Source organism: Citrobacter sp. Cf132 (genome assembly GCF_030333885.1).
Taxonomy (GTDB): Bacteria; Pseudomonadota; Gammaproteobacteria; order Enterobacterales; family Enterobacteriaceae; genus Citrobacter; species Citrobacter freundii.
The window spans coordinates 203,658-219,317 of record NZ_JAOWFA010000054.1 but is presented as its reverse complement, the minus strand read 5'-3'; the positions used below and the strand labels follow the sequence as shown (position 1 = coordinate 219,317).

General features: G+C 53.3%; 16 protein-coding genes. 6 read left to right on the top strand and 10 right to left on the bottom strand.

Annotated features, from left to right (window positions below; translation table 11 throughout):
• Nucleotides 1-41: 41 nt before the first annotated feature.
• From pabA to ppiA, 4 genes are all read right to left on the bottom strand, one after another.
• Nucleotides 42-605 (bottom strand): aminodeoxychorismate synthase component 2, encoded by a 564-nt coding sequence (gene pabA / locus OGV85_RS12310; RefSeq protein ID WP_046671296.1) that lies wholly within the window; start codon nucleotides 603-605, stop codon nucleotides 42-44.
• Between the two features lie 31 nt (nucleotides 606-636).
• Nucleotides 637-1,239, bottom strand: a complete 603-nt coding sequence (locus OGV85_RS12305) for a putative adenosine monophosphate-protein transferase Fic (protein ID WP_003023599.1) — start codon at nucleotides 1,237-1,239, stop codon at nucleotides 637-639.
• The gene (gene ficA / locus OGV85_RS12300) at nucleotides 1,229-1,396 is read right to left on the bottom strand and encodes a FicA/YhfG family antitoxin (RefSeq protein WP_003023597.1); all 168 of its coding nucleotides are present in this window, start codon (nucleotides 1,394-1,396) and stop codon (nucleotides 1,229-1,231) included. The genes OGV85_RS12305 and ficA overlap by 11 nt, the downstream gene beginning before the upstream one ends.
• Before the next feature lie 106 nt (nucleotides 1,397-1,502).
• Nucleotides 1,503-2,075 (bottom strand): peptidylprolyl isomerase A, encoded by a 573-nt coding sequence (gene ppiA, locus OGV85_RS12295; protein WP_003023595.1) that lies wholly within the window; start codon nucleotides 2,073-2,075, stop codon nucleotides 1,503-1,505.
• 264 nt (nucleotides 2,076-2,339) lie between these two features.
• Between ppiA and tsgA the strand changes: the two genes are divergently transcribed.
• From tsgA to OGV85_RS12265, 6 genes are all read left to right on the top strand, one after another.
• Nucleotides 2,340-3,521 carry an MFS transporter TsgA gene (tsgA, locus tag OGV85_RS12290; protein WP_003023593.1) on the top strand — a complete coding sequence of 394 codons (1,182 nt, stop codon included), beginning with the start codon at nucleotides 2,340-2,342 and terminating at the stop codon, nucleotides 3,519-3,521.
• A gap of 306 nt (nucleotides 3,522-3,827) precedes the next feature.
• Nucleotides 3,828-6,371 (top strand): NADPH-nitrite reductase large subunit, encoded by a 2,544-nt coding sequence (gene nirB / locus OGV85_RS12285; RefSeq protein ID WP_003023592.1) that lies wholly within the window; start codon nucleotides 3,828-3,830, stop codon nucleotides 6,369-6,371.
• Nucleotides 6,368-6,694: a nitrite reductase small subunit NirD gene (gene nirD, locus OGV85_RS12280; protein WP_003023590.1), complete on the top strand. Its 327-nt coding sequence runs from the start codon at nucleotides 6,368-6,370 to the stop codon at nucleotides 6,692-6,694. Before nirB ends, nirD begins: the two co-directional genes overlap by 4 nt.
• A gap of 186 nt (nucleotides 6,695-6,880) precedes the next feature.
• Entirely contained in the window at nucleotides 6,881-7,690 is an 810-nt protein-coding gene (gene nirC, locus OGV85_RS12275) for a nitrite transporter NirC (RefSeq protein WP_003023587.1), read from the top strand.
• A gap of 15 nt (nucleotides 7,691-7,705) precedes the next feature.
• A complete protein-coding gene (gene cysG, locus OGV85_RS12270; RefSeq protein WP_016151091.1) occupies nucleotides 7,706-9,079 on the top strand; it encodes a siroheme synthase CysG in 1,374 nt (457 codons plus the stop codon).
• 271 nt (nucleotides 9,080-9,350) lie between these two features.
• Nucleotides 9,351-9,521 carry a YhfL family protein gene (locus tag OGV85_RS12265; protein WP_003837939.1) on the top strand — a complete coding sequence of 57 codons (171 nt, stop codon included), beginning with the start codon at nucleotides 9,351-9,353 and terminating at the stop codon, nucleotides 9,519-9,521.
• A 65-nt stretch (nucleotides 9,522-9,586) separates the two neighbouring features.
• Here the strand turns inward: OGV85_RS12265 and OGV85_RS12260 are convergent, their stop codons facing one another.
• From OGV85_RS12260 to OGV85_RS12235, 6 genes are read right to left on the bottom strand one after another with little or no spacing between them, the layout of a single operon-like run.
• On the bottom strand, nucleotides 9,587-10,675 hold the full coding sequence (locus tag OGV85_RS12260; RefSeq protein ID WP_061547482.1) for an aminotransferase class I/II-fold pyridoxal phosphate-dependent enzyme: 1,089 nt from the start codon (nucleotides 10,673-10,675) through the stop codon (nucleotides 9,587-9,589).
• Nucleotides 10,676-10,688: 13 nt separating this feature from the next.
• Nucleotides 10,689-11,993: a YhfT family protein gene (locus OGV85_RS12255; RefSeq protein WP_032950373.1), complete on the bottom strand. Its 1,305-nt coding sequence runs from the start codon at nucleotides 11,991-11,993 to the stop codon at nucleotides 10,689-10,691.
• 11 nt (nucleotides 11,994-12,004) lie between these two features.
• Nucleotides 12,005-12,358: a DUF2620 domain-containing protein gene (locus OGV85_RS12250; RefSeq protein ID WP_003023576.1), complete on the bottom strand. Its 354-nt coding sequence runs from the start codon at nucleotides 12,356-12,358 to the stop codon at nucleotides 12,005-12,007.
• Between the two features lie 10 nt (nucleotides 12,359-12,368).
• Nucleotides 12,369-13,247 carry a phosphotriesterase-related protein gene (locus OGV85_RS12245; protein ID WP_003023575.1) on the bottom strand — a complete coding sequence of 293 codons (879 nt, stop codon included), beginning with the start codon at nucleotides 13,245-13,247 and terminating at the stop codon, nucleotides 12,369-12,371.
• Nucleotides 13,244-14,470, bottom strand: coding sequence for a phosphopentomutase (locus OGV85_RS12240; protein WP_286553602.1), 1,227 nt, complete (start codon nucleotides 14,468-14,470; stop codon nucleotides 13,244-13,246). Before OGV85_RS12240 ends, OGV85_RS12245 begins: the two co-directional genes overlap by 4 nt.
• Nucleotides 14,470-15,633, bottom strand: coding sequence for a YhfX family PLP-dependent enzyme (locus tag OGV85_RS12235; protein WP_003023571.1), 1,164 nt, complete (start codon nucleotides 15,631-15,633; stop codon nucleotides 14,470-14,472). Before OGV85_RS12235 ends, OGV85_RS12240 begins: the two co-directional genes overlap by 1 nt.
• Between the last annotated feature and the right edge of the window lie 27 nt (nucleotides 15,634-15,660).

Here is a 15,660-nt window from a genome sequence, read left to right as displayed (position 1 = left end):
CACAAAATATGAATAAAAAATCACTGAATAGCAACCACAAATCACCGGTTGAGGAAATTAGCCAGCAGCTGATGCCCCTGTTCGCTGAGAATGCTCTCCGGGTGAAACTGCACCCCTTCCATATCCCACTCCCGGTGGCGAATACCCATGATCTCCTGCGTTTCACTCCAGGCGGTCACCTCAAAGCAGTCAGGAAGGGTTTCGGGAGCAACCACCAGAGAATGGTAGCGCGTTACCGTTAATGGATTGGCGAGCCCCTGAAAAACGCCCTGCCCGTTATGCGTAATCGGCGACGTTTTACCATGCATCACTTTCGCCGCCCGAACCACGGTCGCGCCAAAGGCCTGCGCCATCGCCTGGTGCCCCAGACAAACGCCCAGCAGAGGGATCTTCCCTGCGAAATAGCGAATAACCTCCAGCGAAATACCGGCGTCATCCGGCGTACAGGGTCCCGGGGAAATGACGATTTTTTGCGGGCTCAGCGCGTCAATTTGCGCCAGCGTCAGCTCGTCGTTGCGCCTGACAAGGACATCAGCCCCCAGTTCGCAGAAGTATTGGTACAGGTTCCAGGTGAAAGAGTCATAGTTATCGATAAGCAGGATCATGGCGGCTCCGGTACATAAGAACCGCGCTATTCTACTCAGTTTCCGGTGCTTCGCTTACCACTTTACGAAATATCGCCCGCAGTGCAGACAGGTCACCCATCGCCCCGCTCTGATTAGCCTGATTCCACTCCTCAACCGGAATGCCATCCCAGCTCAGCACATACCCTGCATGAATCGCTAACTGTTCGAAGAAAATACGCTGCGCCAGACCGCTACCAATGCGAAACGGATGCAGCACATTGATTTCGCAATAATAGTGCGCAAGACGATCGACAAACTTGTCTTCCGGTAATCCCACCAGCCAGGACTCATCTTCCAGGTCCTGCATCAGTGCATTGCCCTCTTTCTCGATATAGGCGAAATGGCAAAAGCGAGTATCGCCCTGGTAAATATCGACTTCGCGCAGGTGTCCCGCCCAGTCAAAAATATCCCGATACAGCTGGCGATGAATGGCGCACAGGTGCGGTAAGCCCCGTTTAAGCGGCCCCAATTCGATAGTCGCCGCACGCAGCGCCGTCAGTTCATAAGCCGCCTGTGCCAAACGCTGCGCCTGATGAATCCCCAGACGGTTACGCATGACATTCAGGCCCGGATATAAATACGGGTCGCGACCATCACCGAATTTATCGCTCATAGTGCCTCCTCAGCTCTTCAAGACGCGCCAGAGCGTCTTCAGCACTCAGAGTAACCCGTAGAATATCTACGCCTTCCAGCCGTCGGCTGGCCTGGAAATTGGCGTTTCGCCGCTGTTCCCACAGCCTGGACTTTTGTTTATCGGTGAGTTTTTTCACGTGACCTCCCTGAATGAGCCGACACTTGCCACAAGTATAAGCAGCAATTTCGGGTTACGCAGAGATAGGGGGGAACGCGGGCAAGAACTACCCGCGCGAGATACGATTACGGCAGAACTTTAGCAGAAAGGATAACAATCGGTTTTGACGGAACATTCTGGTATGGACCGACATCATGGGTCTGTACCTGAGAGATCTTATCCGCGACATCCATACCTTTCACAACTTTTCCGAAGACAGCATAGCCAAAGTCGCGCTGGCCGTGATCGAGGAAAGCGTTGTCTGCAATGTTGATAAAGAACTGGCTGGTCGCGCTGTCTTTATCCGCTGTACGCGCCATAGCAATCGTGCCGCGGGTGTTACGCAGTCCGTTATCGGCTTCATTCTTGATGGGCGGGTTAGGTTTCTTCTGCTGCATCTGCTCGGTAAAACCGCCGCCCTGCACCATGAAGCCAGGGATCACACGGTGGAACGTAGTGTTGTTATAGAAACCGCTGTTGACATAATCGACAAAGTTTTGCACTGAAACCGGGGCTTTCTGACTGTTCAGCTCCAGCTCAATGTTACCAGCAGAGGTTGTCAGCAGAACATGAGGGTCACCTTTTGCTGCCAGTGCTGCGGGAGAGAGAGCAGAAAGAGCGAGAACAGCTGCAACAGCCGCCAGAGTCGATTTGAGCATGAGAATTCCTTAACAAGAGCAGAAATGAAGCAAGTGAATTGATTCTAAAGAGCCTTCAAGGACAAGGCCATCCCTTTACCTAATTTTACGTACTTGAAACAAATGTAACCTTACTGCCGCATGAATCAATGTGATTTAGATCACACACAAAAATGTAATAAACAAAGTCATTACCAATAAATATTTAAATACATCACAAAAGCGCCTAAAATCTGCCCGCTCACGGCGCAGTCAATGCGCCTTACACTTCTATACAGGCCAGTCATGACTAACAGCAATCGCATCAAGCTCACATGGATTAGCTTTCTCTCCTACGCCCTGACAGGTGCGTTGGTAATTGTCACCGGGATGGTGATGGGAAACATCGCAGATTACTTCCATTTGCCCGTTTCCAGCATGAGTAACACCTTCACCTTCCTGAATGCCGGCATTCTGATCTCTATCTTTCTAAATGCATGGCTAATGGAAATCGTGCCCCTGAAAACCCAGTTGCGCTTCGGCTTTATCCTGATGGTACTGGCAGTCGCCGGACTGATGCTCAGCCATAGCCTGGCCTTGTTCTCTGCCGCCATGTTTGTATTGGGTCTTGTGAGCGGTATAACCATGTCGATTGGTACGTTCCTGGTAACTCAAATGTACGAAGGTCGCCAGCGCGGTTCACGCCTGCTGTTTACTGACTCCTTCTTCAGCATGGCCGGTATGATTTTCCCGATGGTTGCCGCGTTCCTGTTAGCGCGCAGCATCGAATGGTATTGGGTCTATGCCTGCATCGGCCTGGTATACGTCGCCATTTTCCTGCTGACCTTCGGTTGTGAATTTCCGGCACTGGGTAAACACGCTCAGCAGTCAGATGCGCCGGTAGTAAAAGAAAAATGGGGGATTGGCGTGCTGTTTCTGGCGATCGCCGCACTGTGCTACATCCTCGGTCAGTTGGGCTTTATCTCCTGGGTTCCGGAATACGCCAAAAGCCTGGGTATGAGCCTGAACGACGCAGGTAAACTGGTCAGCGACTTCTGGATGTCTTACATGGTTGGCATGTGGGCGTTTAGCTTCATTCTGCGTTTCTTCGATTTGCAACGCATCCTGACCGTACTGGCGGGTCTGGCCACCGTACTGATGTATCTGTTTATCACGGGTACGCCGGAACATATGCCGTGGTTCATTCTAACGCTGGGCTTCTTCTCCAGCGCGATTTATACCACCATCATTACCCTTGGATCCCAGCAGACGAAGGTCGCCTCACCCAAACTGGTTAACTTCGTTCTGACCTGCGGCACCATCGGTACTATGCTCACCTTCGTGGTAACCGGCCCTATTGTGGCACATAGCGGCCCACAGGCGGCATTGCAGACGGCTAACGGCTTATATGCGGTTGTATTCGTAATGTGCTTTATTCTTGGCTTCGTCACGCGTCATCGCCAGCATAACGCGCCAGCAACGCATTAATTTCAGTGCCGGGGACGCTTCGCTAGCCCGGCCTACACACTGCCGGATGGTATCCACATCATCCGGCATATTTTCGCCTCCTCTCTTCTTTCTCTGGTCATGTAGGCCAATTCTTACAAAAACCCCTTAATTTGTACGCTATTTGTACAAACACGAAAACTCAAATAATTCCGTCACTTATAAAAATGCTGACAAATCAGTTATATACCTCTTAAGGAGTATATAAGGGCGAATTTGATTTGCATCAATAAGTGCGGTTGCTGAATCGTTAAGGTAGGCAGTAATAGAAAAGAAATCGAGGCAAAAATGAGCAAAGTCAGACTCGCTATTATCGGTAATGGTATGGTCGGCCATCGCTTTATTGAGGATCTTCTTGATAAATCCGACGCTGCCAATTTTGATATTACCGTCTTCTGTGAAGAACCCCGCAAAGCATACGACCGCGTACACCTGTCTTCCTACTTCTCCCACCACACCGCCGAAGAGCTTTCTCTGGTGCGTGAAGGATTCTACGAGAAGCACGGCGTTAAGGTGTTAGTGGGCGAGCGCGCAATTACCATTAACCGCCAGGAGAAAGTAATCCACTCCAGCGCAGGTCGTACGGTTTACTACGATAAGCTAATCATGGCGACGGGCTCTTACCCGTGGATCCCACCGATTAAAGGTTCGGAAACCCAGGACTGCTTCGTTTACCGCACCATCGAAGACCTCAACGCGATTGAGTCTTGCGCGCGCCGTAGCAAACGCGGTGCCGTGGTCGGCGGTGGCCTGCTGGGCCTGGAAGCCGCTGGTGCGCTGAAAAGCCTCGGCGTTGAAACCCACGTGATTGAATTCGCCCCAATGCTGATGGCTGAACAGCTGGATCATATGGGTGGCGAGCAGTTACGTCGCAAAATTGAAAGCATGGGCGTGCGTGTGCACACCAGCAAAAACACCAAAGAGATCGTTCAGGAAGGTACCGAAGCGCGCAAAACCATGCGTTTTGCCGACGGTAGCGAACTGGAAGTCGATTTCATCGTCTTCTCTACCGGTATTCGTCCACGCGACAAACTGGCCACCCAGTGCGGCCTTGACGTCGCGCCACGCGGCGGTATCGTCATTAACGACACCTGCCAGACTTCTGACCCGGACATCTATGCCATCGGCGAATGCGCAAGCTGGAACAACCGCGTGTATGGTCTGGTCGCTCCTGGCTACAAAATGGCGCAGGTTGCCGTTGACCATATTCTCGAAACTGAAAACGCCTTTGAAGGCGCGGACCTGAGCGCCAAGCTGAAGCTGCTCGGCGTTGACGTCGGCGGTATTGGCGACGCGCATGCTCGCACGCCGGGCGCACGTAGCTATGTCTATCTCGACGAAAGCAAAGAAGTCTACAAACGCCTGATCGTTAGCGAAGATAACAAAACCCTGCTCGGCGCGGTTCTGGTTGGCGACACCAGCGATTACGGCAATCTGCTGCAGTTGGTGCTGAACGCCATTGAACTGCCGGAAAATCCAGATTCACTGATTCTGCCAGCACATGCGGGCAGCGGTAAGCCATCTATCGGTGTCGATAAACTGCCGGACAGCGCGCAGATTTGCTCCTGCTTTGACGTCACCAAAGGCATGCTGGTTGCCGCTATCAACAAAGGCTGCCATACCGTTGCGGCGCTGAAAGCGGAAACCAAAGCCGGTACCGGATGTGGCGGGTGTATCCCGCTGGTAACGCAGGTCCTGAACGCCGAACTGGCGAAACAGGGTATCGAAGTTAACAACAACCTGTGCGAACACTTCCCGTATTCACGTCAGGAACTGTTCCACCTGATCCGCGTAGAAGGCATTAAAACTTTCGAAGAGTTGCTGGCCAAACACGGGAAAGGCTACGGCTGCGAAGTGTGTAAACCTACCGTGGGTTCTCTGCTGGCGTCCTGCTGGAATGAGTACATCCTCAAACCACAGCACACGCCGCTGCAGGACACCAACGACAACTTCCTGGCTAACATCCAGAAAGACGGTACTTACTCCGTGATCCCGCGCTCTGCGGGCGGTGAAATTACCCCTGAAGGCCTGGTGGCCGTGGGCCGTATCGCGCGTGAGTTTAACCTGTACACCAAAATTACCGGTTCTCAGCGTATCGGTCTGTTCGGCGCGCAGAAAGATGACCTGCCGGAAATCTGGCGTCAGCTGATTGAAGCGGGTTTTGAAACCGGCCACGCGTATGCCAAAGCGCTGCGTATGGCGAAAACCTGCGTAGGTAGCACCTGGTGTCGTTATGGCGTCGGCGATAGCGTCGGCTTCGGCGTGGAGCTGGAAAATCGCTACAAAGGCATTCGTACCCCGCACAAAATGAAATTCGGCGTCTCCGGTTGTACCCGCGAATGTGCGGAAGCTCAGGGCAAAGACGTGGGTATCATCGCCACTGAGAAAGGCTGGAACCTGTACGTTTGCGGTAACGGCGGGATGAAACCTCGCCATGCAGACCTGCTGGCAGCAGATATCGATCGCGAAACGCTGCTCAAGTATCTTGATCGTTTCATGATGTTCTACATCCGTACCGCCGACAAACTGACCCGCACCGCACCGTGGTTAGACAATCTGGAAGGCGGTATCGAGTATCTGAAGTCCGTCATCATCGACGACAAGCTGGGCCTGAACCAGCATCTTGAAGAAGAGATGGCCCGTCTGCGTGAAGCGGTGGTCTGCGAGTGGACAGAAACCGTTAACACTCCATCCGCGCAGGTTCGCTTCAAACACTTTATCAACAGCGATAAACGCGATCCGAATGTCCAGGTTGTGCCTGAACGTGAACAACATCGTCCGGCCACGCCTTATGAGCGTATCCCGGTGACTCTGGTGGAGGAAAACGCATGAGCCAGTGGAAAAACATCTGCAAAATCGATGACATTCTGCCTGCAACAGGCGTCTGCGCCCTGTTAGGTAACGAGCAGGTTGCGATTTTCCGCCCGTATCACAGCGACCAGGTGTTTGCGATCAGCAACATCGACCCGTTCTTTGAGTCCAGCGTGCTTTCTCGTGGGCTGATTGCTGAACACCAGGGCGAATTGTGGGTTGCCAGCCCGCTGAAAAAACAGCGTTTTCGTTTAAGCGACGGACTGTGCATGGAAGACGAACAATTCTCCGTGAAACATTACGAAGCGCGAGTGAAAGACGGCACGGTGCAACTGCGCGGTTAATTAATTTTTGGGAGGCGCAACGCCTCCCCTTTTTTGATGTATTTGTAGGTCTTTTATTGGTAGGCCTGATAAGCGTAGCGCCATCAGGCAATTGCAAAAGCACATTGCCGGATGGCGGCATAAATGCCTTATCCGGCCTACGGTTACGATTTCTTTTTATTTTTGTACTTCAAGGATAATCAACACATGTTCACAGACACTATCAATAAGTGTGCGGCTAACGCTGCGCGCATCGCACGCCTGTCGGCAAATAACCCGCTCGGGTTCTGGGTCAGTTCGGCAATGGCAGGGGCCTATGTTGGCCTCGGCATCATCCTTATTTTTACCCTCGGTAACCTGCTCGACCCGTCCGTACGTCCGCTGGTGATGGGTGCAACCTTTGGTATCGCCTTAACGCTGGTTATTATTGCCGGTTCAGAACTGTTTACCGGTCACACCATGTTCCTGACGCTCGGCGTCAAAGCGGGCACCATCAGCCACGGCCAAATGTGGGCTATCCTGCCGCAAACCTGGCTGGGAAATCTGGTCGGATCCGTGTTTGTCGCCCTGCTTTATAGCTGGGGAGGCGGCAGTCTGCTGCCGGTCGATACCAGCATCGTCCATTCGGTCGCGCTGGCGAAAACCACCGCGCCTGCAACGGTGCTGTTCTTTAAAGGCGCACTGTGTAACTGGTTGGTTTGTCTGGCAATATGGATGGCAATCCGTACCGAAGGCGCGGCAAAATTCCTTGCTATCTGGTGGTGTCTGCTGGCGTTTATCGCTTCAGGCTACGAGCACTCGGTGGCCAACATGACGCTGTTTGCCCTCTCCTGGTTCGGTCATCACAGCGAAGCTTATACCCTGTCAGGAATTGGTCATAACCTGCTGTGGGTGACACTCGGTAATACTTTGTCCGGTGTCGTATTCATGGGATTAGGTTATTGGTATGCTACGCCAAAATCGGAGCGTCCGGCTCCGGCAAAAATCAACCAGCCAGAGGCGGCTGCTAATAATTAATTAAGGGGTAATGTCGTGGACCATTTGCCTATATTTTGTCAACTACGTGACCGCGACTGCTTGATCGTCGGCGGTGGTGATGTCGCAGAACGCAAAGCGCGGTTACTGCTGGAAGCGGGCGCCCGTTTAACGGTTAATGCACTGGCGTTTATTCCGCAGTTCAAAGTATGGGCAGATGAAGGCATGCTGACGCTGGTTGAGGGACCGTTCGATGAGTCCCTGCTCAACACCTGCTGGCTGGCTATTGCCGCCACCGATGACGATGCCGTCAACCAAAGCGTCAGCACCGCCGCGGAGTCACGTCGTATCTTCTGCAACGTGGTCGACGCGCCAAAAGCAGCCAGTTTTATCATGCCCTCCATTATCGACCGCTCGCCGCTGATGGTGGCGGTCTCCTCCGGCGGGACATCGCCGGTGCTTGCCCGTCTGCTGCGTGAAAGGCTTGAATCCGTACTGCCTCAGCATTTGGGCCAGGTCGCACAATATGCCGGCAAGTTGCGCTCCCGGGTGAAGAAACAGTTTGCCAGCATGGGTGAACGTCGCCGCTTCTGGGAAAAATTGTTCGTGAATGACCGCCTGGCGCAGTCGCTGGCTAACAATGACCTAAAAGCCGTCGAGGAAACCACCGAGCAAATGCTCAGCGAACCGCTGGATCACCGTGGTGAAGTGGTGCTGGTTGGCGCCGGTCCTGGCGATGCCGGACTATTGACGCTGAAAGGGTTACAGCAGATCCAGCAAGCGGATGTCGTGGTTTATGACCGCCTGGTTTCCGACGACATCATGAACCTTGTCCGCCGCGATGCAGACCGAGTGTTCGTCGGCAAACGTGCGGGCTATCACTGCGTACCGCAGGAAGAGATCAATCAGATCCTGCTGCGTGAAGCACAACAGGGCAAGCGCGTGGTACGACTGAAAGGTGGCGACCCGTTCATCTTTGGCCGTGGTGGCGAAGAGCTGGAAACGCTGTGCCATGCCGGTATTCCATTCTCTGTAGTGCCTGGTATTACCGCAGCCTCTGGTTGTTCTGCCTATTCCGGCATTCCACTGACCCATCGTGATTACGCTCAGAGCGTGCGTCTGGTTACCGGACACCTGAAAACCGGCGGTGAGCTGGACTGGGAAAACCTGGCGGCCGAGAAACAGACGCTGGTGTTCTACATGGGACTGAATCAGGCAGCCACCATCCAGGAAAAACTGATTGAGTTTGGCATGCAGCCTGATATGACCGTCGCGTTGGTAGAAAACGGGACTTCCGTGAAGCAACGCGTCGTCAACGGGGTTCTGACGCAGCTCGGCGAGCTGGCACAGCAGGTTGAAAGTCCGGCGCTGATTATCGTCGGTCGCGTGGTTGGACTACGCGATAAGCTGAACTGGTTCTCGAATCATTAATTGAATGCTAATAAATGCCCTGATATTCAGGGCATTTATTTATGATTCACAAAAGTTAATATTTAATCTAAATAAAATATCATCCATAGCATTCATCAATTTATTAAAAATAGATACATTTCATAGCATTTTAATTCATTAAAAATATAATTTATCCTAACATTATCATGTCCTTATTCGGACTATTTAAAATCTTCCTTAGTTGATATCTTAATCGCCGAGAAATGGATTTCATCCATTTAATAAATAGATATTTTACAAGGATTTTATCATGTTTAAATTTGCAAAAATCACCATCGTGGCAGGTGTACTGGCTACGCTGACCGCATGCACTGGTCATATTGAAAACACAAAAAACAACTGTAGCTACGATTATTTATTCCATCCGGCAATTTCAATTTCTAAAATTATTGGTGGCTGCGGCCCGGCTGCAAATCAATAATATACGCGATTGCGCAGATACAAAAAAACCGGGAATTTCCCGGTTTTTTCATTTTAGATTTACGCTCACTCACATGCACTCACGCTTTCCCGCAAAATCCGCAGCACCGTGTCCTCGCCACTGCGATTGGGATTAATACGAATCGCATAGTTGCTCAGCTCTGGATTCGCTTCACGGAAGGTCCCGGAGAGGCGATAAAACAGCGGCGGGATTTCATATTTCGACTCCGCTCCTACCGGATACGGTAGCGCACCTCTCTCTTGCGCCGCTTTCAGCACACGGGCGGCAATCGGCTGGTGAAACTCCACGATCAGCACCTTCGACTGGGCATTAGCAATAACCGCTTTTTTCACCTCAGGTATCGCTCCACTATCGAGCAGATTCAGCAGACGCTCAGAAACGCCAGCCTGCACCGCATGCATCACCGGGGTGAAAACCAGGCCACGCAGCACCTCCAGCGCCTGCGCACCCTGGATCTGGCTGCCGCCGGAATAGAGGGTGTTACGGATTTTAGCGATGACCTCTGCCTTGCCAACAACCGCCCCTACGCCTTCCGGGCCGAAGAGCTTAAAGCAGGAAAAGGTGGACAGCGTCGCCCCGCATTCGCAGCCGATACCCTCTACTTTCATCACCGCGTAGTTGTCATCGGTTAACGTCGGTACGCCGCATTGTGTTATTTCCGCCAACACATCTGCTAAAACGTAATGGTCCTGCGGTTGCTGCCGCGTATGCTGTACCAGCGCGGCATCAGGGCGATACTGCGTAACAGCACGCGCGATTGCCGGGAGGCAGTTGAAATCAGCCCTGACCAGGGTGATGCCCATCTGCTCGATGATCACCTGTGTTGTAGGATACACAGGTGCGTCGTGTACCAGCAGCCGCTGCCCGGGTTTGAGCAGTGCGGCCAGCCCGGCGCGAATAGCCCCGGTGCCAGCACCCTGAACCAGCACGGCGGCTTCAGCATGAAACGCCTCGGCCAGCACCTTTTCCACACGCTGCGTGACCCGGGGCTGATTCAGCCCTGGGGTCAGCCCGAAATCGCCACCGGCCAGAAAGTCAGCGCCAGGAAAGTGACGGCAGAGCGTATCCACCAGCGCAAACTGCTTTTGTTGTGCTTGCGCGAGCGTCAGACTTTGTAGAGGGAACGTCTTCATGTTTTACGCCTCCTCAGGCCGGAACAAACAGACCAAACCAGTAGAGAATATTCAGCACAATACCCGTAATCATCACCGCCACGACCGGGGCCGCCATCTTCTGCACCGGACGCCCGATCGATTCGTTGAGGAAGTAAATCGCTACCGCAATCGAGAAACCGGTGTAGCCAGCCATCTTAATGGCGGCAAAAATCGAGCCTATCAGCAGCGCCATTTCCATCAGCATATTCATCGCATTACGAATATTGTCCGATGCGTTACGCACTGACGGATAACGCCCCAGCCATTTGCCAATTGAGCGCAGCAGCAACACTTCCGCGGAAATCACGATAGCGCCAAGGATTGCCGCTATCCACGGGTTCGGTGCCAGATAACCAACGGAATAAACAAAGGTGAAGCCCGCTACCGCGTATACACCGGTTGCCAGCGCGGTGGTGGCAATCAACGGCACAAAACCCAACCCACGCATAAATTCCGCCAGCGCCGCCTGGTTAACCAGCGTCTGCGATTGCTCAGGCGTAATCCCCGCTGAATAGGCTTTTTCCAGCGTAAAAATTGAGACCTCGCTACCAGCAAAAATTTTCATACTGGCAACGGCGGCAATCAGCGCGCCAACGATGGCAATATACGGCAGGTTTTTAATAATCCGTGAGGTTCGTTCTTCAAAGACAGATAATCCGCTGGCATCCATCTCTTCATCGCCACGATGGCGAATATCATGCGTAATGGCGATCGCCAGCAGCATCATCATCCCCACAAAAATCTCAATTGATTCCGGGTTCAGATGCGGGAAGTAACGCACCACCACCACGCGGGTCATCAGTACCACTACCGCCGCGATAATGCTGTGTTTCCAGCCAAACTGGTAGAAAATAGCGACCAGCGGGAACAGCGCGAACGCGGAAACCACCGGCGAGCTTAATTCACCCAGGCTACCCAGCACATCCACCGGCAACGCCGTGAGCAGATGGTTCACCGGCAGCAGGCAGGTCAGAATCAATACGCCCCAGATAGCGCCCAGACCGAACGCCAACAGGCTGTTCATTGCCAGCACGCCGAGAATATCCGTCGGCAGGAACAGCAGCCAGGCGTTGAGCAAGCCGGTTTTCAGGGTAAAGGAGATCCCCACCGACGCGACAAAGCCGATACTCAGACCAAACGCGATACTTCCCGCCTCCCGGCGGTTCATGTACCCCTCGATCAGTTGCGGCAGAATCGGGCGGATGCCGTCATGAAAGACGGCCGCCGAGCGGTGTGCCAGAAGTGACGTCATGCCGGTCAGGCAGGCCACCACCACAATCTGAATATACAGATCCATAGTCATGCCTTTTATTTCAGGTGGTTAACCAGCATCGGAATCGCATGTTCAACATGTTCGACGGAGAGACCAAACGCCACTTTCCCTTCCGCAACCATTTTTGCGATATGTTCGTCTTTCGCCTTAATACCCGGCTTGGCGATAGTGCAACTCTTGTTGTAGCCAATCACCGCGATGGCAATCGACAGTGCTGCACCCGCACCGGTGTTACAAGCGCCGATGTAGTAATCCAGTTGTCCGGATTTCACCTTCATCGCCGCTTCCATATCGTTATGAATGGAGACTTCAAAGCAGCCCGGTGCTGCGGTTTCGATGGTTTTTTTAATCTGCTCACGCTGTAAGCCAGCAACGCCAATCTTTTTCATGATTCTGTCCTTATTGGAAAAATTTTGAGGGGTTATCACGTAACATCGTGTCCACATCGGCCTGACTGAATCCTGACTGGCGCAGCTGTGGGATAAAGGTGGTTAACAGATAGTCGTAGCCATTGCCGCCATTGGCTTTTAAATGCGAGCGGCGGGTAATGTCCATAGAGAGCATGACGTGGCTAAGCAGTCCGCAATCGCGTATCGCGTGCAGCATGGCGATGCGTTTCTCGTCCGGGTAATAGTTGTTTTTTCCGATGGTATCGAATTGCACATACGCGCCGAGCTCGATCATGCGTAAGATATTGTCGAGATTATCTTTCAGGTCGCAGTGACCAACGGTTACGCGGGAAAGGTCGACGCCGTGCGCCTGTAGCAACACCAGCTGTTCCACTCCCATCGTGCTAAAAGAGGTATGGGTTGAGATGGGGCGTCCGGTTTCGATGTGTGCCCGTGCCGCGGCGATAAACACCTTCTCTTCAAGCGGCGTAATCACGCCTTCACTAGAGCCAATTTCCGCGATAATTCCGGCCTTCAATTCAGTACCATCAATACCGATGACTATCTCATCGACCATCTCCTGCGCGAGCTGTTCCACGCTGTGCGCCGCAACATGTTCAGGGAAGAACGCATCCTGGTAATAGCCTGTGCAGGCCACGACGTTGATTCCGGTATCGCGCATCAGGTCGAGCATGAATTGCGGATTACGTCCCATATAGCGGTTGGTCATCTCAATAATGTTGCTGACGCCTGACGCCCGGAGATCCTTCATTTCCTGACAAATGAGATCGTACTGATCTAACCGGCAGTCGAGGTTATTCTTAAATCCGGAGAGATCGATATGCAGATGTTCGTGGACCCAGGTGTAGCCCGTCGGATCAAAGTTCATAAGGTGTCTCCTGTAAGGCGCAATGCCGAGAGAAAAGAACAGCCGTTTTGTGGCGCCGCCGCGCCGAAAAATTCACACACCGTAGCGCCAACATCGGATAACGTCGCCCGGATGCCTAATTGCGCAGGCTCAAGCCCCTGTTGATACACCAATACCGGCACAACTTCCCGGGTATGGTGGCTGTGCCCTATGGTCGGATCGTTGCCGTGATCGGCCATGACCACCAGACAGTCATTTGGCTCCATAGCGGTCAGAAGGCGTGAAAGATTAAGATCAACAAGCTGCAGCCGTTCGGCATAACGTGCGACGTCTTCAGCGTGTCCGGCGAGATCGGTTTCCTGAATGTTGGTACAGATAAATACCGTCGATTCCGCGTTAAATTCGTTAAGCGTGATATCCATAATCTGCTGGCTATCTACCAGGTTTTGCCAGCTGCGCCCGTGCGGATTGCCAACGATGTCCGCCACTTTACCGACCAGCACGGTAGGGATTCCGGCGTCATGCAGTTTTTGCGGTACCTGTACCTGCTCATCTACGCCAAAGCCCATATGCCTGACCTGAAAACCGCTTTCATACGCACCGGAGCGTGGAGCATTAATGCCGACAAAACGCCCTTCCATCGTTTCGGCGGCATCCAGAATGCGCTGGCTGTTCGCAAGCTGGCCGCCAAAGGTGATGACGCGCCCGACCTGAACCTGTTCACGCACTACGCGGCCAATCTTTAGCACCTCATCAAACGCAATGGCGGACAGGTTGGCAGTGACGTTGTAGACCTGACCTAAATCCGCCTCTAGGTTATCGCCCACTGCAACCGCATCGTTGACCCACAGAAACGCCAGTTCGCCGCCGCGACGTTCCACCTGCCAGCCTGCGGCTTTCAGCACTTGCTCAACGCGATCAATGACGTCGCTAAATGGCATCCGCAGCGGGGCCTGAGGCCGTGCGCCTAAAATCTCCTGATGGCCCATAAAGGTATCTCCCCCTTCATGCTGCAGTTCCGCAACGCCCCAGACCGCCGATTCCGAAGGTTTCATCACGCCAGGCGCAAAGCCCAGAGCGTTAATCAGCCCCAACTTCTCAAGCGTTGGCAGCCGTAACTGCGGGAGTTCGCCCAGGATATGACCACAGGTATTCGCTCCGGCATCCTGCGGCCTGACCCGCGTGACGTCTTTCATTGCGCCAACGCCAAAACTGTCGATTACCAACACCACGAATCGGGCCATTAGTCCTCCAGAATATTGCCGAGACTGTCGTATCGCGCGACGATTTCAGCTACGCCGCGCTGAATGCCCGACACCAGCACCACGTCGCTACGCGTCACGAAGATCTGGGTGCGAAAACAGAAGATCACCGCGCTGCTCACCGGAAACTCACCGGCCACAGGCAGGTAGTAGTCAATGCTGCTGTCGTCCACGGGTTTTAGCTTCGCTGCGATCGGCGCGTCATTTTCTGGCGTAAAGACCAGCGCATTTTGCGCATGGCCGCGACGATAATAGCCCCCGCCGTAGCAATAACTGTCCCCGCGAAAATTGTGCGATATCTCGCTCAACCACAGCATCGCAATGCGTTCCGGCTGGTCGCCTTTTTGATTGGAAGGAATGGTGCCGGTCAACGCATGACCCGGCTCCGCATGGGTGACACCATATTCCGCCAGCAAAGGGAGTGACGAACAGCTACTGGCTGACGGTGCATTAAGCTGCTCAATGGCAATCCCGGCCTCAACCAACTGACGTCGGGCATTTACCAGCGTATGCAGATTAGGCGTCGGCATCGTCTGCGCGGAGTTTTCATCCCATAACAGGCATGGGAAATGGGTGAGGCCGCTCAGGCGCAGGCCCGGCAGTCTGCGGATTTCATTGACCACATCCGTCAGATACATCAGCGGAAATCCGCTTTCCTGCCCCGGGTAGAGAAAATCATCTTTGTCGTACACCTTCAGCATCACATTCTGTTCACAACCGGCCTTCACCGCAGCAGCGGAAACTTCGCGCGCTTTCTCCAGTGAGAACAATGTGATGACTTCAGTACCTTGCGCTACAGCTTCATTGACCAGCCGCGACGGGATCTGCACCAGATGTCCCTGATGCGCAACCGGTAACCCGGCACGGCGCATGACGCGACTCTCCTTGTAATCGACAACCACGATGCCTTCATAGCCAAGCTGCAACAGTTTCTCCGCCAGCCACGGGTTACGTCCAACCTGTTTGGTCATCAGATACAGCGAGATACCATGTTGCCCCGCGACATCCAGCAGACGTTTGCCATTCTCAATGACCTGGTCAACATCAATGACCCAACTATCAGGGGCGATCTTTCCCTGCTGCCATAACGCGATAGCGGCGGAGATTAGCGCGGGGTTCTGGCGTTTCAATGCGTCTATAAACATTTCTCGGCCTCGTTTCTAATCCTTCAG